This is a genomic window from Stenotrophomonas sp. Steno-Z2, from assembly GCF_056393235.1.
Genome location: NZ_JBWJOY010000003.1, coordinates 26,336 through 45,886, shown reverse-complemented (window position 1 = coordinate 45,886; position 19,551 = coordinate 26,336). Strand labels below are relative to the sequence as shown.

At 71.2% G+C, this 19,551-nt stretch carries 18 protein-coding genes; 10 read left to right on the top strand and 8 right to left on the bottom strand.

All coding sequences use genetic code 11. The annotated features are described in order from the left end of the window. The first annotated feature begins 1 nt into the window (after nt 1). The 3 genes from AC06FP_RS09665 (at nt 2) to pip (ending at nt 7,244) form a co-directional block, all read left to right on the top strand. A complete protein-coding gene (locus tag AC06FP_RS09665) occupies nt 2–3,163 on the top strand; it encodes an efflux RND transporter permease subunit (RefSeq protein WP_456118243.1) in 3,162 nt (1,053 codons plus the stop codon). 189 nt (nt 3,164–3,352) lie between these two features. After that, the gene (locus AC06FP_RS09660) at nt 3,353–6,241 is read left to right on the top strand and encodes a ligand-binding sensor domain-containing protein (RefSeq protein ID WP_478075333.1); all 2,889 of its coding nucleotides are present in this window, start codon (nt 3,353–3,355) and stop codon (nt 6,239–6,241) included. Nucleotides 6,242–6,302: 61 nt separating this feature from the next. Beyond that, nucleotides 6,303–7,244, top strand: coding sequence for a prolyl aminopeptidase (pip, locus tag AC06FP_RS09655; protein WP_456118245.1), 942 nt, complete (start codon nt 6,303–6,305; stop codon nt 7,242–7,244). A 53-nt stretch (nt 7,245–7,297) separates the two neighbouring features. Here the strand turns inward: pip and AC06FP_RS09650 are convergent, their stop codons facing one another. Genes AC06FP_RS09650 through AC06FP_RS09635 form a run of 4 tightly spaced genes read right to left on the bottom strand, consistent with a single transcriptional unit; the run spans nt 7,298 to nt 10,165 of the window. Continuing rightward, on the bottom strand, nt 7,298–8,110 hold the full coding sequence (locus AC06FP_RS09650; RefSeq protein ID WP_478075332.1) for an N-formylglutamate amidohydrolase: 813 nt from the start codon (nt 8,108–8,110) through the stop codon (nt 7,298–7,300). Then, a complete protein-coding gene (locus tag AC06FP_RS09645) occupies nt 8,107–8,658 on the bottom strand; it encodes an NUDIX hydrolase (protein ID WP_478075331.1) in 552 nt (183 codons plus the stop codon). Before AC06FP_RS09645 ends, AC06FP_RS09650 begins: the two co-directional genes overlap by 4 nt. Further along, nucleotides 8,655–9,593, bottom strand: coding sequence for a 5'-3' exonuclease (locus AC06FP_RS09640; RefSeq protein WP_478075330.1), 939 nt, complete (start codon nt 9,591–9,593; stop codon nt 8,655–8,657). Before AC06FP_RS09640 ends, AC06FP_RS09645 begins: the two co-directional genes overlap by 4 nt. After that, nucleotides 9,590–10,165 (bottom strand): nitroreductase family protein, encoded by a 576-nt coding sequence (locus tag AC06FP_RS09635; protein WP_478075329.1) that lies wholly within the window; start codon nt 10,163–10,165, stop codon nt 9,590–9,592. The genes AC06FP_RS09640 and AC06FP_RS09635 overlap by 4 nt, the downstream gene beginning before the upstream one ends. 312 nt (nt 10,166–10,477) lie before the next feature. Between AC06FP_RS09635 and AC06FP_RS09630 the strand changes: the two genes are divergently transcribed. From AC06FP_RS09630 to AC06FP_RS09620, 3 genes are read left to right on the top strand one after another with little or no spacing between them, the layout of a single operon-like run. Further along, on the top strand, nt 10,478–12,781 hold the full coding sequence (locus tag AC06FP_RS09630) for a DUF1631 domain-containing protein (RefSeq protein ID WP_478075328.1): 2,304 nt from the start codon (nt 10,478–10,480) through the stop codon (nt 12,779–12,781). Nucleotides 12,782–12,838: 57 nt separating this feature from the next. Next, nucleotides 12,839–13,942: an NAD(P) transhydrogenase subunit alpha gene (locus tag AC06FP_RS09625; protein WP_478075327.1), complete on the top strand. Its 1,104-nt coding sequence runs from the start codon at nt 12,839–12,841 to the stop codon at nt 13,940–13,942. A gap of 4 nt (nt 13,943–13,946) precedes the next feature. After that, on the top strand, nt 13,947–14,282 hold the full coding sequence (locus AC06FP_RS09620) for a hypothetical protein (RefSeq protein ID WP_478075326.1): 336 nt from the start codon (nt 13,947–13,949) through the stop codon (nt 14,280–14,282). Between the two features lie 170 nt (nt 14,283–14,452). On the opposite strand, the gene AC06FP_RS09615 is transcribed toward AC06FP_RS09620, so the two are convergent. The 3 genes from AC06FP_RS09615 to AC06FP_RS09605 are packed head-to-tail and all read right to left on the bottom strand — an operon-like array spanning nt 14,453 to nt 15,773. Further along, on the bottom strand, nt 14,453–14,872 hold the full coding sequence (locus AC06FP_RS09615; protein ID WP_478075325.1) for a DUF3106 domain-containing protein: 420 nt from the start codon (nt 14,870–14,872) through the stop codon (nt 14,453–14,455). A gap of 5 nt (nt 14,873–14,877) precedes the next feature. Then, nucleotides 14,878–15,234 (bottom strand): hypothetical protein, encoded by a 357-nt coding sequence (locus AC06FP_RS09610; protein ID WP_456118254.1) that lies wholly within the window; start codon nt 15,232–15,234, stop codon nt 14,878–14,880. After that, nucleotides 15,231–15,773, bottom strand: a complete 543-nt coding sequence (locus AC06FP_RS09605) for an RNA polymerase sigma factor (protein WP_478075324.1) — start codon at nt 15,771–15,773, stop codon at nt 15,231–15,233. Before AC06FP_RS09605 ends, AC06FP_RS09610 begins: the two co-directional genes overlap by 4 nt. Nucleotides 15,774–15,907: 134 nt before the next feature. On the opposite strand from AC06FP_RS09605, the gene AC06FP_RS09600 reads away from it, so the two are divergent. From AC06FP_RS09600 to AC06FP_RS09590, 3 genes are read left to right on the top strand one after another with little or no spacing between them, the layout of a single operon-like run. Continuing rightward, the gene (locus AC06FP_RS09600) at nt 15,908–16,216 is read left to right on the top strand and encodes an NAD(P) transhydrogenase subunit alpha part 2 (RefSeq protein ID WP_456118256.1); all 309 of its coding nucleotides are present in this window, start codon (nt 15,908–15,910) and stop codon (nt 16,214–16,216) included. After that, nucleotides 16,213–17,670 carry an NAD(P)(+) transhydrogenase (Re/Si-specific) subunit beta gene (locus AC06FP_RS09595; RefSeq protein ID WP_478075323.1) on the top strand — a complete coding sequence of 486 codons (1,458 nt, stop codon included), beginning with the start codon at nt 16,213–16,215 and terminating at the stop codon, nt 17,668–17,670. The genes AC06FP_RS09600 and AC06FP_RS09595 overlap by 4 nt, the downstream gene beginning before the upstream one ends. 43 nt (nt 17,671–17,713) lie before the next feature. Continuing rightward, entirely contained in the window at nt 17,714–18,427 is a 714-nt protein-coding gene (locus AC06FP_RS09590; protein WP_478075322.1) for a DUF4410 domain-containing protein, read from the top strand. Between the two features lie 6 nt (nt 18,428–18,433). Here the strand turns inward: AC06FP_RS09590 and AC06FP_RS09585 are convergent, their stop codons facing one another. After that, on the bottom strand, nt 18,434–18,856 hold the full coding sequence (locus tag AC06FP_RS09585; RefSeq protein ID WP_478075321.1) for a hypothetical protein: 423 nt from the start codon (nt 18,854–18,856) through the stop codon (nt 18,434–18,436). Between the two features lie 107 nt (nt 18,857–18,963). Between AC06FP_RS09585 and sufT the strand changes: the two genes are divergently transcribed. After that, nucleotides 18,964–19,515 (top strand): putative Fe-S cluster assembly protein SufT, encoded by a 552-nt coding sequence (gene sufT / locus AC06FP_RS09580; protein ID WP_478075320.1) that lies wholly within the window; start codon nt 18,964–18,966, stop codon nt 19,513–19,515. The last annotated feature ends 36 nt before the right edge of the window (nt 19,516–19,551 follow it).

The following is a 19,551-nucleotide window of genomic DNA, read 5'->3' as shown; positions in this document are numbered from 1 at the left end:
CGTGCGCCGCTTCAACCTCTCCGAATGGGCGCTGGGCAACCGCGCGCTGGTGCTGTTCATGATGATCGCGCTGGCGGTCATCGGTGCCTGGTCCTACAAGCACCTCGGCCAGTCCGAGGACCCGCCGTTCACGTTCAAGGCGATGGTGGTGCAGACCGCGTGGCCGGGCGCCACCGCCGAGCAGGTCTCGCGGCAGGTGACCGAGCCGATCGAGAAGGCGCTGATGAACACCGGGCAGTTCGAGTTCATCCAGTCGTACTCGCGGCCGGGCGAATCGCAGGTGATCTTCATGGCGCGCGATTCGATGCGCTCCAAGGACGTGCCGGAGCTGTTCTACCAGGTGCGCAAGAAGGTCGGCGACATCCGCTCGCAGCTGCCGGCCGAGGTGGTCGGGCCGTTCTTCAACGATGAGTTCGGCGATACCTTCGGCAACATCTACGCGCTGACCGGCAAGGGCTTCGACTACGCGCTGATGCGCGACTACGCCGACCGCATCCAGCTGGAACTGCAGCGCGTGGCCGACGTCGGCAAGGTGGACCTGCTCGGCCTGCAGGACGAGAAGGTGTGGATCGAGCTGTCCAACACCAAGCTGGCCACGCTGGGCGTGTCGCTGCAGCAGGTGCAGCAGGCGCTGGCCGACCAGAACGCGATCACCCCGGCCAGCTGGTTCGAGACCGCCAGCGACCGCGTGCAGCTGCGCGTGACCGGCCAGTTCCAGTCGGTGCAGGACATCGCCGCGTTCCCGATCCGCGCCGGCGACCGCACCGTGCGCCTGGGCGACATCGCCCAGGTCAAGCGCGGCTTCGCCGACCCGGCCTCGCCGAAGATGCGCTTCATGGGCGAGGACGCCATCGGCATCGCGGTGGCGATGAAGGACGGCGGCGACATCCTCAAGCTCGGCAAGGCGCTGGACGACGAGTTCGCGCGGCTGCAGAAGACGCTGCCGGCGGGCATGGAGCTGCGCAAGGTTTCCGACCAGCCGCACGCGGTGAAGGAATCGGTGGGCGAGTTCGTCAAGGTGCTGACCGAGGCAGTGGTGATCGTGCTGTTGGTGAGCTTCTTCTCGCTGGGCTGGCGCACCGGGCTGGTGGTGGCGGTGTCGATCCCGCTGGTGCTGGCGATGACCTTCTTCGTCATGCACCAGTTCGACATCGGCCTGCACAAGATCTCGCTGGGCGCGCTGGTGCTGGCGCTGGGCCTGCTGGTGGACGACGCGATCATCGCGGTGGAGATGATGGCCACCAAGATGGAGCAGGGCTACGACCGCCTGCGCGCGGCCAGCTTCGCCTGGGAATCGACCGCGTTCCCGATGCTGACCGGCACGCTGATCACCGCCGCCGGCTTCCTGCCCATCGCCACCGCCGCCTCGAGCACCGGCGAGTACACCCGTTCGCTGTTCCAGGTGGTGACCATCGCCCTGGTGGTGTCGTGGATCGCCGCGGTGCTGTTCATCCCGTACCTGGGCGACAAGATGCTGCCGGACCTGCACAACCCGCAGCCGCCGAAGCCGGGCAGCCTTGCCGGGCGCTGGCACGCGCTGCGCCTGCGCTGGGCCGACCGCAATCCGGCGCTGGCCAACCTGGTGCGGCCAAAGCAGCTGGCGCACGACCACGACCCGTACAAGAGCGCGTTCTACCAGCGCTTCCGCGCGTTCCTGGACGCCTGCCTGCGCCGCCGCTGGCTGGTGATCTTCGCCACCATCGGCCTGTTCGTATTCTCGCTGGCGATGTTCCGTTTCGTGCCGCAGCAGTTCTTCCCGGACTCGACCCGGCCGGAACTGATGGTGGACATCGAGCTGGCCGAGGGCGCGTCGCTGACCGCCACCCAGGCGCAGGCGCGCAAGCTGGAAGCACTGCTCAAACAGCGCGAGGGCATCGCCAACTATGTCGGCTACGTGGGCAGCGGCTCGCCGCGCTTCTACCTGCCGCTGGACCAGCAGCTGCCGGCGACCAACTTCGCCCAGTTCGTGGTGCTGGCGCAGGACATCCATGCGCGCGAGGACGTGCGCGACTGGCTGCTGAAGGAAGTGGTGCCGCAGTTCAGCGACGTGCAGCTGCGCGTGACCCGGCTGGAGAACGGCCCGCCGGTGGGCTACCCGGTGCAGTTCCGCGTGTCCGGCGAGCACATCGAGCGGGTGCAGGCCATCGCCCGCCAGGTGGCCGACAAGGTGCGGCAGAACCCGCACGTGGCCAACGTCAACCTCAACTGGTCCGAGCCGAGCAAGGTGGTGCGGCTGGTGGTGGACCAGGACCGCGCTCGCGCGCTGGGCGTGAGCAGCGCGCAGATCGCGCACTTCCTGGGCAGTTCGCTGTCGGGCATGCAGGTCAGCACCTACCGCGAAGGCAACCGACAGATCGGCATGCTGCTGCGCGGCCCGGACGAGGAGCGCGCCCAGCTGGACCTGCTCGCCAGCCTGGCCATTCCCACGCCCAGCGGCACCGCGGTACCGCTGTCGCAGGTGGCCCGGCTCGAGTATGTGTTCGAAGACGGCATCATCTGGCACCGCAACCGCCTGCCCACGGTCACCGTGCGCGCGGACATCGCCGACGGCCTGCTGCCGCCGGAGGTCACCGGGCAGATCCTGCCGACCCTGGACGGCATCCGCGCCGCGCTGCCGGACGGCTACCTGCTGGAAGTCGGCGGCACGGTGGAGGATTCGGCGCGCGGGCAGAACTCGATCAAGGCCGGCATGCCGCTGTTCCTGATCGTGGTGGTGACCCTGCTGATGCTGCAGCTGCGCAGCTTCTCGCGCGCGGCGATGGTGCTGGTCACAGCGCCCTTGGGCATCATCGGCGCGACCCTGTTCCTGCTGATCTTCCGCGTGCCGTTCGGCTTCGTGGCGCTGCTGGGCACCATCGCGCTGGCGGGCATGATCATGCGCAACTCGGTGATCCTGGTGGACCAGATCCAGCAGGACATCGACGCCGGCCACGACCGCTGGCACGCCATCATCGACGCCACCGTGCGCCGCTTCCGCCCGATCGTGCTGACCGCGCTGGCCGCGGTGCTGGCGATGATCCCGCTCTCGCGCAGCGCGTTCTACGGCTCGATGGCGATCTCGATCATGGGTGGGTTGATCGTCGGCACGGTGCTGACCCTGGTGTTCCTGCCGGCGCTGTACGCGGCCTGGTTCCGGGTGCGGCCGGACGAAGCGGCAAGCTGAACACGCGTCCGCCGGGGGCGCCGGCGGGTGCCCATGCCTTCGCGGTGGTAGATTGGCGCGGCGCGGCGGGCCTCGGTGGCCGGCCGCGCCAAGCCGCGAAGGGGGACGGTTCTGTTGGCCCGTAGTATCGAGATCGCCCGGGGCAGGAGTTCCCGCTTGCGCGCCGCGGGGCGGGCGCCGTGGTGGTGCATGCTCCTGGTGCTCGCCGCCCTGGTCCTGCCGGCGGCGCGGGCCGCGGATGGCCGCCATTACATGGTCAGCGACTGGACCATGGCCGACGGGCTGCCGCACAACCTGGTGCATGCGCTGGCGCAGGACCGCGACGGTTTCATCTGGGCCGGCACCTGGGAAGGCGTGGTCCGCTTCAACGGCCGCCACTTCACCGTTTTCGACCGCCAGAACACCCCGGGCGCGGAACTGTCGGGCGTGTTCTGCGTGCTCGCCGAAGCCGATGGCGGCGTGCTGTTCGGCACCGCCGCCGACGGCGTGTTCCGCTATCACCGCGGGCGCTGGCAGCACCTGGGCGGGCCCGCCGCGCGGCGCCTGCCGGTCACCGCGCTGCTGCGCGACGCCGCCGGCAGCCTGTGGATCGCCTCGGCCAACCGCCTGCTGCGGATGGATGGCGGCGGCCGCCTCCATGACGTGGGCGCCGACGCCGGCTTGCCCGGCGTGCGGGTCAACGCGCTGGCCCGCGGCGGCGACGGCGCCGTCCTGGTCGGCACCGACGCCGGCGCCTACCGGCTGCAGGGCGGGCGCGCCGTGCCCTGGGCCGCCGACTGGGCGGGCACCCACGCCGTGCGCGGCATCGCCGCCGACGGCGCAGGCGGCTGGCTGCTGGCCACCGACGACGGCGTGTACTGGCGCGACGGCAATGGCCGGGTCGAACACCTGCAGGCCGGCAAACGCGTCGAAGCCGCCCTGCGCGACACGGTCGGCGCGATCTGGATGAGCCTGTCCAGCGGCGACCTGCTGCGGCATGCCGGCGGCAGCGACGAGCGCCTGGCCATCGCCGGCCCGGTGAGCCCGGCGCTGCTCGCCGACCGCGAAGGCCTGATCTGGAGCGGCAGCACCGACGGCCTGCACCGCGTGGCGGAAGTGGCCGCGGTGGGCTTCACCCGCAAGGACGGGCTGGGCAGCGACTACGTGCGCGTGGTGCTGCAGAGCGAGGACCGGTCATTGTGGATCGGCCATGCCGACGGCCTGGACCGCTGGTACCAGCGGCGCATGCACCCGGTACGGCTGGGCGACGGCAGCGGCCGCGACCCGTCGGTGCTGGCGCTGGCCTGGCGCGACGGCACGCTGTGGGCGGGCACCTACGACAAGGGCGTGTTCCGGCTGGACGCGCAGGGCAGGGTGCAGCAGCGGATCCGGCTCGGCACCCACGGCGAGCCCATCGTGCGCGCCCTGCTGGCCGATCCCGACGGCGGGCTGTGGATCGGTGGCACCCACGGCCTGAGCCATTATCGCGATGGGCGCCTGCAGCTGCGGCTGGACAGCAGGGGCCAGCCATCGGCGACGGTGCAGGCGCTGTACCGCGACGACGACGGCACGTTGTGGATCGGCACCGCCGGCGGCATGGCCGCGCTGGGCGCCGACGACCAGCTGCGTACCTGGAACGCCGAGGTCGACATTCCCGCGCAGTACGTATTCGACTTCCTGCGCGACCCGGACGGCGACCTGTGGATCGCCAGCGACCGCGGCCTGCTGCGCATGCACGACGGCGCCTTCCGGGTCTACGACCACCGCCACGGCCTGCCGCGCGACAAGCTGTTCCGCATCATCGACGACCAGGCCGGCAACCTGTGGCTGCCCAGCAACATCGGCGTGTTCCGCATCGCCCGCAGGGAGCTGGACCAGATCGACGCCGGCACACGCAGGCAGCTGTCGGTGCACGTGCTGGACCACAGCGACGGCATGCCCGGCAGCCAGGGCAATGGCGCCTCGATGCCGGCCGGCTGGCGCGCCAGCAACGGCGCGCTGCTGTTCCCGACGTCGGCGGGGCTGGGGCTGATCGATCCGCAGATCGCCGGCCGCTACGACGGCAAGGCCTCGCCGGTGGTGTTCGAGGCGGTGGCGGTGGACGGCGTCGCCCAGGCGCCGACCGCGCGCCTGCGGCTGGAGCCGGGCGCGCGCCGGCTGGCGGTGGCCTACGCGGCGCTGAACTTCCGCGCGCCGGACAAGATGCGCTACCGCTACCGGCTGCGCGGTTTCGATGCCGGCTGGGTGGAGGCGGGAACCGGCACCGAGGCGGTCTTCACCAACCTGCCGCCCGGCCAGTACCGGCTGGAGGTGCAGGCCATGGCGCTGCCGCTGGACTGGGCGCGGCAGCCCGAGGTGGGCACGGCGGTGATGGAACTGGAGGTCGTGCCGCCGCTGTGGAAGCGCACCTCCTCGCGGGTGCTCGCCAGCCTGGCGCTGGTGGCCGCCGTGGTGCTGGGCTTCTGGCTGCGCACCGCCAGCTACCGGCGCAGCCAGCGCCGGCTCAGCCGGGTGATCGCCGCGCGCACCGAGGAACTGAGCGACAAGAACCGCGCGCTGGAACTGGCCGGCATCGAGCGCGACCGCCTGCTGCAGCAGCTGGAACACCAGGCCACGCACGACGTGCTGACCGGCCTGCCGAACCGGCGCGCGGCCGACATCCACCTGCGCCTGGCGCTGGAACGCGCCGGCGACCGCGGCGAACCGCTGTGCGTGGCCCTGATCGACATCGACCATTTCAAGCAGATCAACGACCGCTACGGCCACCACAGCGGCGACCGGGTGCTGCGCGAGGTCGCCGAGCTGCTGCGCCTGCATCTGGACGGCGAGCAGTTCGTGTCGCGGCATGGCGGCGAGGAGTTCCTGGCGGTGCTCCCGGGCATGACCCTGGAACAGGCGCTGGAGCGGCTGCAGGCGCTGCGCGTGGCGCTGGCCCGGCAGCGCATGGACGAGGTGGACCCGGGTCTGGTCGTCACCGCCAGCATCGGCGTGGCCGAGTGCCGCCCGGGGCAGGAATCGCAGCGCACCCTGCTGGCCGCCGCCGACCGCCAGCTGTACCGGGCCAAGCGCGAGGGCCGCAACCGGGTCTGCGGCGGGTAAACGCCATGCCGGGCGGGCCCGGCCTCTACAATCGGGTGTCCCCAAGCCAGTGAGTCCGCGCATGCGCACGCTTTATCCCGCCATCACGCCCTACGACACCGGTACCCTCCAGGTCGACGGGCGCCACACCCTGTACTACGAACAGTGCGGCAACCCCGACGGCAAGCCGGTGGTGATGCTGCACGGCGGCCCCGGCGGCGGCTGCACGGCGAAGATGCGCCAGTTCCACGACCCGGCGAAGTACCGGATCATCCTGTTCGACCAGCGCGGTTCCGGTCGCTCCACGCCGCATGCCGACCTGGTGGACAACACCACCTGGGACCTGGTGGCCGACATCGAGAAGCTGCGCGCGCACCTGCAGGTCGAGCGCTGGCAGGTGTTCGGCGGCAGCTGGGGCTCGACCCTGGCGCTGGCCTACGCGCAGACCCACCCGCAGCGCGTGACCGAGCTGGTCCTGCGCGGCATCTTCATGCTGCGCCGCTGGGAGCTGGAATGGTTCTACCAGGAAGGCGCCAGCCGCCTGTTCCCGGACGCATGGGACCACTACGTCAACGCGATCCCGCCGGTGGAGCGGCACGACCTGATCTCGGCCTTCCACCGCCGCCTGACCAGCGACGACGAGGCCACCCGCCTTGCCGCGGCCAGGGCGTGGAGCGTGTGGGAAGGCGCCACCAGCTTCCTGCACGTGGACGACGACTTCATCAACAGCCACGAGGACCCGCAGTTCGCGCTGGCCTTCGCCCGCATCGAGAACCACTACTTCGTCAACGGCGGCTTCTTCGAGGTCGAGGACCAGCTGCTGCGCGACGCGCACCGCATCGCCGACATCCCCGGCGTGATCGTGCACGGCCGCTACGACGTGGTGTGCCCGCTGGCCAACGCCTGGGACCTGCACAAGGCCTGGCCGAAGGCGCAGCTGCACATCACCCCGGCCTCGGGCCACTCGGCGTTCGAGGCCGAGAACGTGGACGCGCTGGTGCGCGCCACCGACAGCTTCGCCTGAGCCTTCGCGGGGTGCCGGCCGCTAGCCGGTACCCCGCATCTACGGCATGCCCGCTACGCGCTGGCGCAGGCCAGCAGCGCGGGCTGCAGGGCGGTGAAAACCCGCGCCAGCCGTTCCGCCCAGGCCTGCTGGCCGGCGTCGCCGGCGATCAGGTCCTGGCGGATCTCCAGTTCCACGTGCACCAGTCCGCGGCCTTCGCCATGCACCGGCACCGCGTAGTCGCTGGTGCTGCTCACCGAATACGGCTGGTTGTCGCCGACCACCAGGTCGCCCTCGTCGCGCAGCGCCTGCAGCAGCGCATGGGCGAAGCGCGTGTCGCGGTGGTAGAGCACGCCGGCATGCCACGGCCGCTGCGTGCCGTTCATCGCCGGGGTGAAGCTGTGCATCATCACCAGCAGCGTCGGCCTGCCGGCAGCGCGGCGGCGGTCCAGCTCGGCGGCGATGCGCGCGTGGTAGGGCGCATGGATGGCGCCGATGCGCTGCTGCCGCTGCGAGCCGCTCAGGCCGGCGTTGCCGGGGATGGCGGTGCCGTCGCTGGTCTCGGGCATCAGCGTCGGCGAGGCCAGCGGCCGGTTGCAGTCGATCACCAGCCGCGAATAGGTCTGCTCGATGGCGAAGGCATCCAGCCGCCGCGCCAGCGCCCGGGTGGTGCCGGCGATGCCGATGTCCCAGCCGATGTGCCGGTCCAGTTCCGCCTGCGCCAGGCCCAGATCGCCCAGCGCCGCCGGAACGCGCTGCCCGGCGTGGTCGGCCAGCAGCAGGAAGGGCGAACCGCCGTGCGGGTTGTGCACGATGAACGGCGGCGGATCCTGGGCGCCCAGCAGCGGCGTGGCCAGCAGGTCGGCGGGGCTGTCCAGCCGGCTCATCGCGGGCGGCCGTCCAGGTGGTGCTCGATCATCCACAGCCCGGCCCAGAGCTTGGCGTCCAGTTCGTAGCCCTGGCCCATCTTCTCCACCAGCCACGCCGCGGCGCGGCTGCGCGGAACGCGGTGCACGGTGATGTCCTCGCTGTCGTCGCCGCCGCCTTCGCCGACCCGGCGCAGGCCGGTGGCGCGCACGAAGGCGATCTTCTCGCTGCTGGCGCCGGACGAGGTCGGGCCGATCATCAGCACCTCGGCGTGGTCGGCGGTCCAGCCGGTTTCCTCTTCCAGCTCGCGGACCGCCGAGGCCTCGATCGATTCGCCGGCGGTGATGTCGCCGACCAGGCCGGCCGGCATCTCGATCGTGCGCGCCTGCAGCGGCACGCGGAACTGCTCGACGAACAGCACCTCGTCGTCCGGGGTGACGGCGATGATGATCGCGGCCAGCCCGCCGGCGTGGGTGCGCTCGCTGTATTCCCAGGTGCCGCGCACGACCATGCGCTGGTACCTGCCTTCGTAGACGACGCGGGGTTCGGAAGTGGGGTCGTGGCTCATGCGAACTCGTTGGCGGACGGGGAGGCGGTTTCCAGCCCGGCGGCGGCCAGCAGCCGGCGCCGGGTCAGCGGGCCGAAGCGCAGCGACCCGCACAGGCCGTCGAGCATGGCCGCGTCGGCCGCGCCGCGGGTGAAGGCGGGCGTGGCCGCGGCCAGCGGCGCGTCCACGGCGATGGTGGTCAGCTGCCGGAACAGCAGCGCCAGTTCGCGCTGCTCGCGCAGGCGCAGCGCCATCTGCGCGGCGCCGCGCAGGCGCAGGAAGGGAATCTCGTCGATCCGTTCCAGCAGCGCGTCGAGGCTGCCGAAATGGGCCAGCAGCACCGCCGCCGACTTGGCGCCGATGCCGCTGACGCCGGGAATGTTGTCCACCGCGTCGCCGCACAGCGCCAGGTAATCGGCGATCTGGTGCGCGTGCACGCCGTGGCGCGCCTTGACCCCGGCCGCGCCCCAGCGCTGGTTGCGGGCGTAATCCCACTGTTCGTCGTGTTCGAGCAACAGCTGCGACAGGTCCTTGTCGGCCGAAACGATCACCCCGCGCAGCGCGTGGCCGCGCCCGGCGTGCAGCGCGCTGCCGATCAGGTCGTCGGCTTCGTAGTCGCGGTCGGCCAGGACTTCCAGCCCCAGTGCGGCGCACAGCGCCTTGCAGTGCGCGAACTGGCGGCGCAACGCTTCCGGCGCAGGCTCGCGGTTGGCCTTGTAGGCCGGGTAGAGGCGGTGGCGGAAGCAGCTGTCCAGCGCCTCGTCGAAGGCCACCGCGATATGCGCGGGGCGCTCGCGCTCGAGCAGGTCCAGCAGGAAGCGGGCGAAGCCGTGCACGGCATTGGTCGGCCAGCCCTGCGCGTCCTGGAAGCTGTCGGGCATCGAGTGCCAGGCGCGGAACACGTACAGGCTGGCATCGACCAGGTAGAGCGGCCGCTTCGCCGCCAGGTCCGTCACGGCCGCCAGTCCTCCAGCAGGCCGGCCGGGTCCGGGCGCTCGCGCTCGGGCACCTGCAGCTTCGGCGTGCCGATATGGATGAAGCCGACGATGCGCTCGTTGCCGGCCAGCCCGAGGTGGCGCGCCACCCCTTCGTCGTAGGCCATCCACGCGGTCAGCCACTGCGCGCCGAAGCCGAAACCCTGCGCCGCCTGCAGCAGGGCGAAGCACACGCAGCCGGCGGTCAGCAGCTGTTCCTGCTCGGGCACCTTGGGGTTGTCCTGCAGGCGCGCGATCACCGTCAGGATCAGCGGCGCGTGCGAAAAGCGCTGGCGGTCCTTCTCGACCACCGCCGGCGAGGCGTCCGGCGCGCGCTCGCGGCTGCGCTGGGCCAGGTACTCGCCCAGCGCGTGGCGGGCATCGCCCTGCAGGCGGAGAAAGCGGAACGGCACCAGCTTGCCGTGGTCGGGCACCCGCACCGCCGCGGACAGCATGCGCAGCACGGTGGCCTCGTCCGGCGCCGGCTCGCCCAGTTGCAGGGAAGGGACCGAGCGGCGCTGGCCCAGCGCTTGCAGGAAGCAGGAATCGGACATGATGCACAGGCGGGGAAGGTGGCCGTGGATTATAGACGCCGGGGTGCGGGGGCCCGCCGGCCACGGGCGGCGCCGAATCTGAGCAGTCCGTCGGCGGGGTTGCCTGGCAGCTTTCTCGCCAATTCACCGTGGTGCGCTTAGCATGGCGGCAGATGCCGGGTCGCCGGCGGCGAGGTACAAAGTGCGGACTGCATCACTGGCCCTGTTCAGCTTCTCCCCCTACCATGCGTGGGCGGAAACCGGGGGGCTGTCCGCTTTCTTCCATACGATTCCCACAGGAGCAGCGCCTGCGAAGGTGCGGAGCCACTGCGCATGATGTCCCAGCCGCATCTTCCAGAGCGCCCTGGCCATAACCCGGAGCTGCTGGCGCTGGCGCGCGAAGCCGCCCTGCCGCCCCTGTCGGCCACTTTTGCGCGGGTGCTGGCCGGCTTCGACGATGCCCTGTTCGACCGTGCCGAAACCGCGGGCGCGTCGCAGCTGGTGTTCCTGGACGGCATGCGCGAGCTGCGCCGGCGCCGCGAGGACATCACCGCGCGTTTCGGCGCCCACCTGCGGCAGGCGTGGGCAGCGTTGGAGGCCGCCGCCCCGCTGTCGGCCGAGGCCGTGCTGGCACAGGCCGGGCAGGGAGACGCCGGGCTGAGCCTGGTGTCCGAACACGAACTGGAGTCGCGGCTGGCGGTGCGCAATTTCGCCGCGGTGGTGCTGCGCGAATGGAAGCCGGTGCTGGCGCGGCTGGACCGCCGCCTGGCCTGGATCAGCGGCGTGGAAACACTGGATATCGACACCAACCCGATCGGCCCGGAACACATCGGCGTGGCCGTGCACGAGGCGTTCGGCGTCTGCGACCTGGCCGCCGAGGTCCGCCTGGTGCTGATCAAGCTGTGCGAGCGCGAGTTCGCCGTGCAGGTGGGGCGCATCTACCGCGAGGTGGACGAGCGCCTGGCGCAGGCCGGCGTGATGCCGGGCATCTCGCAGGCGCCGCCGCAACGACCGGCCGCGCCGCGTGCCGCGCGCGCGGCCGACGCCGAGGCCGGCATGGCGCAGGACGGGGAGGAGGATTTCTCCGATCCGCAGCACGCCCCGGCCTGGGCGCGGCGCTTCACCGAGCGCTGGGCCCGGCACCGCGGCGAACTGCAGGCCGGCAGCCATGGCGGCCATGAAGGCGAGCCGTCGCAGGGCGGCCAGAACATGATCCTGGAGGCGCTGCACGAGCTGCTGGCGCAGACCCGCCATGTGCGCGAGGACGCCACGGCCGCCGCGCAGGTGGCGGTCGGTCAGCAGCGGCCGCTGAGCCAGCACGAAATGATGTCGGTGCTCTCGCTGCTGCAGGCCACGCCGACGGCGACCCTGCGCGCGGCGGTGGGCGACCAGAGCGAATCGCTGGCGCAACGGCTCAAGAACGAAGTGATTTCCGGCGCCACGCGCCTGGGTGTCGACCCGGGGCAGGCGCGGCTGGACCCGCAGGACGAGGACGCCATCGACCTGGTCGGCATGCTGTTCGACGTGATGCTGGACGAGCGCGAACTGGAAGGCCGCTCGCGCGAGCTGATCGGCCGCCTGGTGGTGCCCTTCGTCAAGGTCGCGCTGCTGGACCGGCGCATGTTCGTGCAGAAGACCCATCCGGCGCGGCGCCTGCTCAACTCGCTGGCCGAGGCCTGCGAAGGCAATGCCGGCGAAAGCCAGGCCGAGCGCGCGCTGATGGGCAAGGTCGAGGAGATCATCGACCGGCTGATCGCCGAGTTCAACGAGAACCTGGCGATCTTCCTGACCCTGGAAGAGGAATTCCGCGAGTTCCTGGCCCAGCACCGCCGCCGCATCGAGATCGCCGAACGCCGCGCCACCGAGACCCAGCGCGGCCAGGAAAAGCTGGAGATGGCGCGCAGCCGCGCCCAGGCCGAACTGGAGCGGCGGCTGCAGGGCGCGCCGCTGCCGGCGGCGATCGAGGCTTTCCTGCGCCAGCCCTGGAACCACCACCTGACCATGAGCCTGCTGCGCGAAGGCGACGACGGCGACGCCGTCGGCGAAGCGCTGGCGCTGGCCGACGTGCTGCTGGAGGAAGTGGCCGAGGCGCGCCGGCACGTGGTCGGCAAGCCCTGGCTGCAGTCCGTCCAGCCGGGCCTGCGCAAGGTGTTCGCCAGTGTCGGCCTGCACGGCGAAGGCAGCGTCGGTGCGATCGACGCGCTGCATGACACGCTGCAGGCCATCGCCGAAGCGCGTCCGGAGCTGGAGCGCGCGCTGCCCGAACTGCCGCAGGTCAGCCTGCCCACGCCGCCGACGCAGGAATCGGCGGCGCTGGACCTGGGCGAGGCGCGCCCGGAGGGCGTGGACCATGCCGATGCCGCCCGCTTCCGCGCCATGGACATCGGCACCTGGCTGGACTTCATCGACAAGGACGGCAAGGTGCAGGCCGGCAAGCTGTCCTGGGTAAGCCCGATTTCCTCGCGCCTGCTGTTCGTCAACCGCCGCGGCATCCGCTTCTGCGTGGCCTCGCCGGAAGAGCTGGTGGTGATGGAGCGGCTCGGCCGCCTGCGCCCGCACGTGGACGACGGCGCGTTCGACAGCGCCATGCAGGGCGTGATCAACCGGCTCGACCCGCAGACGCCCACGGTGCACTGAACCCCGGGCCGCTTTGCTACGATCCGGCGGGTATTCCACTGCGCATCGGGGACGGGCATGGCCGTTGAGGTACGGGTGTTGAAGGAAGCCGCGGCGGGCGAGCGGCGCGTGTCGGCCACGCCGGAAACGGTGAAGAAGCTGCTGGCGGCCGGGGCCAGGGTGCAGGTGCAGGCCGGTGCCGGCCTGGCCGCCGGGTTCACCGACCAGGCCTACCGCGATGCCGGCGCGCAGATCGACGATGCGGTGGACGCCGCCGACCTGGTGCTGTGCGTGCAGGCGCCGCCGCCGCAGCTGATCGGGCAGCTCAAGCCCGGCGCCGTGCTGGTCGGCACCCTGCATCCGCAGGCCGATGCAGCGCGTGCCGCCGCGCTGCAGGCGCGGCAGCTGGTGACCTTTCCGCTGGAGCGGCTGCCGCGCACCACCCGCGCGCAGGCCATGGACGTGCTCAGCTCGCAGGCCGGCATGGCCGGCTACAAGGCCACCCTGATCGCCGCGCAGCTGGCGCCGCGCTTCTTCCCGATGCTGACCACCGCCGCCGGCACCATCCGCCCATCGAAGGTGCTGGTGGTCGGCGCCGGCGTGGCCGGCCTGCAGGCCATCGCCACCGCCAGGCGGCTCGGCGCGCAGGTGGAAGGTTTCGACGTGCGCCCGGAAACCCGCGAGCAGATCGAGTCGCTGGGCGGCAGGTTCCTGGACCTGGGCGTCAGCGCCGCCGGCGAGGGCGGCTATGCGCGCCAGCTCACCGACGCCGAGCGCGCCGAGCAGCAGCGGCGCCTGGCCGAACACCTGAAGGGCGTGGACGTGGTGATCTGCACCGCCGCCGTGCCCGGCCGCCCGGCGCCGAAGATCGTCACCGCCGCGATGGTCGCGGGCATGCGCCCGGGCAGCGTGATCGTCGACCTCGCCGCCGAGACCGGCGGCAACTGCGAAGCGACGCGGCCGGGCGAAACCGTCGACGTGGGCGGCGTGACCGTGGCCGGCCCGCTCGACCTTGCCAGCATGGGCGCCGTCCACGCCAGCGAGATGTACGCGCGCAACGTGCTCAACTTCGTCTCGCTGTTCCTGAAGGACGGCGCGCTGGCCTTCGACTGGAACGACGAACTGCTGGCGAGGACGGTGTGGCCCGAGCGCCCGGCGGCTGGCGAAATTCCGCCGGTCTGAGCCGATGCCCGGAATCGGACTGGCCGCCGGCGAGACGCTGCTGCGCGAGGGCGTGGCCAATCTCCAGCGCGGCCTGGGGGCGGTCGGCCGCTTGCTCCTGACCGACCGGCGGCTGCTGTTCCGCTCGCACGGATTCAACGTACAGGACGGGGATATGGAAATCCCGCTGGCGCGGATGCGTGGCGCGCGGCCATGTGGGACCCGTGTTTCCGGCGCGCTGCCGCTGGTACCCGGTTCGCTGGCGGTGGCGGCCGATGAGCGCGACTACCGTTTCGTCCTGTTCGGCCGCCGCCCATGGTTGGCGGCCATCGAAGCGCAGATGCCGCCCGCCGGACGCTGACGCTCCCTGCCGGTCGCGGCATCCGCAACGATCATTGCCGCAAAGGGTGCGCGGCCTGCCTGCGGTGTCTATGGGCGCGTGAGACCGGCATGGCCGGCGGCGCCGCATCGTACCTTCCACGCCGCGGGCCGCGCGGCAACCGCCCGTCACGAGACGACCGGGCGGGGCGGCTACCTGTCGCGCGGCGGTGGCGGGTTTGCTTCCATCCACTGCTGGCGCTGCTCGGGCGTCATGCGGTGCCACTGCTCGCGCAGCTGTTCGCGCTGCGCCTTGTCCATGGTGCGCATCTTCGAGAACAGGGCACGCGCCTCGCGCTGCTGCTGCGGCGACATGTTCTGGAAACGGTGCATGCCGCGCTGCGCCTGCAGGCGCTGCTCGGGGGTCATCTGCTGCCAGCCGTGGGCATGGTCGTACATGCGCTGGCGGCGCTCGGGCGACGCGTTCCAGCGGTCGCGCAGCGGCGCGATCAGGGTTTCGCGCTGGGCCGGGGTGAGCTGGTCCCATTCGGGCAGCGTCTGCTGCTGGGAAAACGCCGGAGCGGCAAAGGCCAGCAGCAGCGGCAGCGAAAGCACGGAAAGGCGGGTATTCATGGTTCTCACTCCATCGCCAGGGCGTCCGAGCCCAGCCACAGATACAGCTCGGGGCTTTCGTCGAACAGCAGCGCGTCATCGGACGGATCGTCGCCGGCGTCGGCCGCCACGCTGGGCGGCAGCGCCGGCGGCGTGCGGTTGAACTGCACGCCCACGGTGACGGCCAGCACCGCCGAGCAGGCGGTGGCCAGCCACCAGCCGCGGCGGCGCCATGGCGAGGCATCGGCGCCGGACGTGGCGTGCCGGCGCGCCTGGCGCAGGCGCGCCAGCGTGGCCGGGGAAACCGCGCCGTCGGCATGCTGTTGCAGCTGCCGCAGCGAGCGGTCGAAGTCGTCGTGCGGGGATGTGGGCAGGCGGTTCACCGCGTGGCCTCCAGTTGTTTCTGCAATGCGTCGCGCGCGCGCGACAGATGGGTTTTCACCGAACCTTCCGAGCAGCCCATGATCCGCGCCGTGGTCGCCACGTCCAGCTCCTGCAGCACACGCAGGCTGAACGCCTCGCGCTGGCGTGCCGGCAGCTGCCGCAGCGCCTGCACCAGCCGCGCATAGTCCTCGCGCTGCTCGTGCCGTTGCGCCGGGCCGGGGCTGTCGTCGGCCCAGTCGATGGGGCTGTCCTCGTCCTGGGCCGGCGCCCAGAACTTCAGCCGGAAGCCGCGCCGGCGCTGCAGGTCGATGATGCGCCGGCGCAGGATGCTCCAGAACAGCGGCGTCCATTCCTCTGCCGGCTGGTCGCGATAGCCGAGCATGCGCTCCATCGCGTCCTGCACCGCGTCCAGCGCATCGTCGCGCTGGCGCAGGCCGGCCTCGGCGAAGCGGAACGCGCGCGGCCCGACCCCGGCCAGGAAGGCGTCCAGCGAGGCGGGGGCGGCAGCGGGCGGCAGGGGGGGGCTGGTCACCAGCACAGGGTAGCGTTCCGGTCGGTCCTGACGCTGATAACGCCCGGCGGCCGGATTGGTTGACACGGCAACGGTCGCGCCGGCGTTCATCGCATGGTTATGATGCGGGACGGGCAGTTCCGGCCTTGGAGAGGGCAGCAATGAGCGACGGGTTCGTGGCGTTGTACATCTTCATGCTGGCGGCGATCGCCGGCCACGTGATCATTTCGCGGGTGCCGGTGATCCTGCACACGCCGCTGATGTCCGGTTCCAACTTCATCCACGGCATCGTGCTGATCGGCGCGATGGTGGTGCTGGGGCATGCCGACACCACGCTGGAGAAGGCCATCGGTTTCATCGCCGTTGCCCTGGGCGCGGGCAACGCGGCCGGTGGCTACGTGGTCACCGAGCGCATGCTGGAGATGTTCAAGGCCAGCAGGAAGCCGGGCAGGGCGGAGGACAAGGCTTGAACATGACCACCGCACAGCTGCTTTCGTGGCTGGTGGGCGCCAGTTACCTGGTGGCCGCCACGCTGTTCCTGCTGGGCCTGCAGCGCATGGCCTCGCCGAAGACCGCGCGCAGCGGCATCCACTGGGCGGGCGTGGGCATGCTGCTCGCTACCGCCGCCACGTTCTTCCTGCCTGGCCTGCACAACATCGCGCTGATCCTGGTGGCGCTGGTGCTGGGCACCGGCCTGGCCTGGGTGTCGGCGAAGAAGGTCGCCATCACCGACATGCCGCAGATGGTGGCGCTGTACAACGGCATGGGCGGCGGCTCGGCCGCGGCCATCGGCGCGGTGGAACTGCTGCGCTTCGCCGATGTGGCCGGCCGCGATACCAGCCACTGGAGCGCGGACGCCATCGCCGCGCTCGCGGCGCGGCAGCCCTCGGCCACCGTGCTGGCGCTGGCGGTCATCGGCTCGGCCATCGGCGCGGTGTCGCTGTCCGGTTCGATCATCGCCTGGGCCAAGCTCGACGGCCGCCTGGACAAGCGCGTTACCTTCCCCGGGCAGCAGGCGTTCAACCTGCTGGTGGCCGTGGCGATGGTGGCGCTGGGCGCGTGGGCGGCGGCCAGCCTGCAGCCGGTGGCGATCATCGCCTTCTTCGTCGCGGCGCTGGCGCTGGGCGTGCTGATGACCCTGCCCATCGGCGGCGCCGACATGCCGGTGGTGATCTCGCTGTACAACGCCTTCACCGGGCTGGCCGTGTCGTTCGAAGGCTACGTGCTGGGCAACGAGGCGCTGATCATCGCCGGCATGATGGTGGGCGCGGCCGGCATCCTGCTGACCCGGCTGATGGCCAAGGCGATGAACCGGCCGATCAGCGGCGTGCTGTTCTCCAACTTCGGCGGTGGCGGGCAGGGCGCGGCGGAAATCAGCGGCAGCCAGAAGCCGATCGAGGCCGCCGACGTGGCGGCGATGATGGCCTTCGCCGAGCGGGTGGTGATCGTGCCCGGCTACGGCATGGCGGTGGCCCAGGCCCAGCACAAGATCTGGGAGCTGGCGCAGCGGCTGATCGAGCGCGGGGTCAAGGTGAAGTTCGCCATCCACCCGGTCGCCGGGCGCATGCCCGGGCACATGAACGTGCTGCTGGCCGAAGCCGGCGTGCCCTACGACCTGATCGCCGACATGGACGACATCAACCCCGAGTTCGCCAGCACCGACGTGTCGCTGGTGATCGGCGCCAACGACGTGGTCAACCCGGTCGCCAGGACCGACCCGGCCAGCCCGATCTATGGCATGCCGATCCTGGACGTGGTGGATTCGAAGAACACCATCGTCATCAAGCGCGGCAAGGGCACCGGGTTTGCCGGCATCGAGAACGCGCTGTTCTACGCCGACAACACCCGCATGCTGTACGGCGACGGCGCCGAGGCGGCGGGGGCGCTGGTCAGCGAACTCAAGGCGCTGGACGGCGGGCACTGAGCCGGCGTCGCGGCAGTAGTCGTTCCACACAGGGGGAAAGAATATGCGGGAGCGTTCCATGCGCGCGGCGTGCTGCGCGTTTCTGATGCTGTGCGGCGGTGGCGCCGCCGCGCAATCCGGTGCGCAGTCCAGCGGGGGCTGGTGGGCGCAGAACCGCGCCGATGGCGGGACGGAGACCGGCGCTCAGGCGCCCGCCGCATCGTCGACGGATGCATCGTCGCCGGCACCGGCGCCCACGGACGGCGCTGCTCCCGCAACGCAGGCGGCACCGGCGGTGCCGTTGTCGGCGGCGGTCTTCGATTGTGTCGAAGTGGCCCGGTTCGAGGTCAACCAGGGGCTGATCAGCAGCAAGCAGGAAGCCCGGGCTGCCATGATCCCCGCAGAAAAGCTCGCCGATATCCAGCGCAGCGTGGCCGGCAACATTCCGGAGAAGATTCCGGGAATGCGCGCCGCGCTCGAGGGCGGCGGAGTCGCTTGCCCGGACCCGCAGCGCACGATCTCGCTGACCGGGCACATCATCGATTTCAAGAAGGGCAACCAGGCGTTGCGTTATTTCGTCGGCTTCGGCGCGGGAGCGCAGAAGTTCTCGGTGACGGCGCGGGCGGTGCGCAAGTCGGACGGGGCGCTGCTGGCCGAGGGCGATGTTACCGACCGCAAGGTGGGTGGCTGGGTCGGTGGCAACGACGACAAGGGACTGGACGACTTCGGCGAGAAGGTCGCCCTGTTCCTGAAGCGTTCCCTGCCCGCGTCGCGCTGAGCCGGTTCAGCGCGCCAGCCACCAGGCGACCGCCAGGCCGGCCAGCAGCCAGAGGATTTCGGCGGTGCCGTTGGCCAGGCCGATCAGGGTCCAGGCCAGGTGCGGGCCCAGGCGCAGCGCCGATTCCCACGGCGCCAGGCCCATCGGGCCGCCGATGTAGGCCGCGGCGATGCCCCAGTTGGCGGCCAGCGCGATCAGCAGCGTCGCCAGCAGCGCCACGGCGATCCGGGTCCTGCCGCCCGGCAGCGCGCCCAGGCGCAGCATCCACGCCGCTTCCGCGGCGGCGGCGATCGCCATCCAGCCGGCCTGCGAGCCGGTGGCCAGGGCGACCATCAGCCAGGCGATGGCCAGGGTGACGCTTCCCAGCAGCAACAGCAGGGGCCAGAGCCAATGCTGGGGGCGGCTGGCCGGCGATGGGGCAGGAGACATGCGGATTCCCGGAAAGGTCACGCAGCATAGCCCTTCAGCGGCCGGCGCGCCCAGTCGGCTAAAATGGCCGCCTTGCGGGTAGCGTCCGCGTCCCCATATCGATCCACATGTATTCCCGCAGCAGCGAACCCGTCCATTTCGAACGCGATTGCCCGGCCGTGATGGTGCCGCAGGGCGACAGCGTGACCCTGCCGGCCGGCAGCTACGGCTATATCACCCAGGCGCTGGGCGGCAGCTATACCGTGTTCGTCGAAGGCAACCTGTTCCGCATCGCCGGCAAGGACGGCGACGCCATCGGCAAGGAGCCGCCGCCGGGGCTGGAACTGCCCGACAACGCCGGCGATGAGGACGTGGAAAAGCTGGTCTGGGAACAGCTCCGCACCTGCTTCGACCCGGAGATCCCGTTCAACATCGTCGATCTCGGGCTCGTCTACGACGTCGACATCAAGCACCTGGACGACGGCCGGCGCGAGGTGGACGTGCGCATGACCCTGACCGCGCCCGGCTGCGGCATGGGCGAGATCCTGGTCGACGACGTGCGCAGCAAGCTGGAAATGATCCCGACCGTGGCCGAGGCCGATGTCGAACTGGTGTTCGACCCGCCGTGGGGCCGGCACATGATGTCCGAGGCGGCAAGGCTCGAAACGGGCATGCTGTAAGGTGTGCAACGCGTCGGCCCGTGCGCGGGCCGGCTT

Coding starts and splice junctions, on each gene's coding strand:
- AC06FP_RS09660 (WP_478075333.1), top strand. CDS start 3,353: ATGCTCCTGGTGCTCGCCGCCCTGGTCCTGCCGGCGGCGCGGGCCGCG.
- pip (WP_456118245.1), top strand. CDS start 6,303: ATGCGCACGCTTTATCCCGCCATCACGCCCTACGACACCGGTACCCTC.
- AC06FP_RS09650 (WP_478075332.1), bottom strand. CDS start 8,110: ATGAGCCGGCTGGACAGCCCCGCCGACCTGCTGGCCACGCCGCTGCTG.
- AC06FP_RS09645 (WP_478075331.1), bottom strand. CDS start 8,658: ATGAGCCACGACCCCACTTCCGAACCCCGCGTCGTCTACGAAGGCAGG.
- AC06FP_RS09635 (WP_478075329.1), bottom strand. CDS start 10,165: ATGTCCGATTCCTGCTTCCTGCAAGCGCTGGGCCAGCGCCGCTCGGTC.
- AC06FP_RS09630 (WP_478075328.1), top strand. CDS start 10,478: ATGATGTCCCAGCCGCATCTTCCAGAGCGCCCTGGCCATAACCCGGAG.
- AC06FP_RS09625 (WP_478075327.1), top strand. CDS start 12,839: ATGGCCGTTGAGGTACGGGTGTTGAAGGAAGCCGCGGCGGGCGAGCGG.
- AC06FP_RS09620 (WP_478075326.1), top strand. CDS start 13,947: ATGCCCGGAATCGGACTGGCCGCCGGCGAGACGCTGCTGCGCGAGGGC.
- AC06FP_RS09615 (WP_478075325.1), bottom strand. CDS start 14,872: ATGAATACCCGCCTTTCCGTGCTTTCGCTGCCGCTGCTGCTGGCCTTT.
- AC06FP_RS09600 (WP_456118256.1), top strand. CDS start 15,908: ATGAGCGACGGGTTCGTGGCGTTGTACATCTTCATGCTGGCGGCGATC.
- AC06FP_RS09590 (WP_478075322.1), top strand. CDS start 17,714: ATGCGGGAGCGTTCCATGCGCGCGGCGTGCTGCGCGTTTCTGATGCTG.
- AC06FP_RS09585 (WP_478075321.1), bottom strand. CDS start 18,856: ATGTCTCCTGCCCCATCGCCGGCCAGCCGCCCCCAGCATTGGCTCTGG.
- sufT (WP_478075320.1), top strand. CDS start 18,964: ATGTATTCCCGCAGCAGCGAACCCGTCCATTTCGAACGCGATTGCCCG.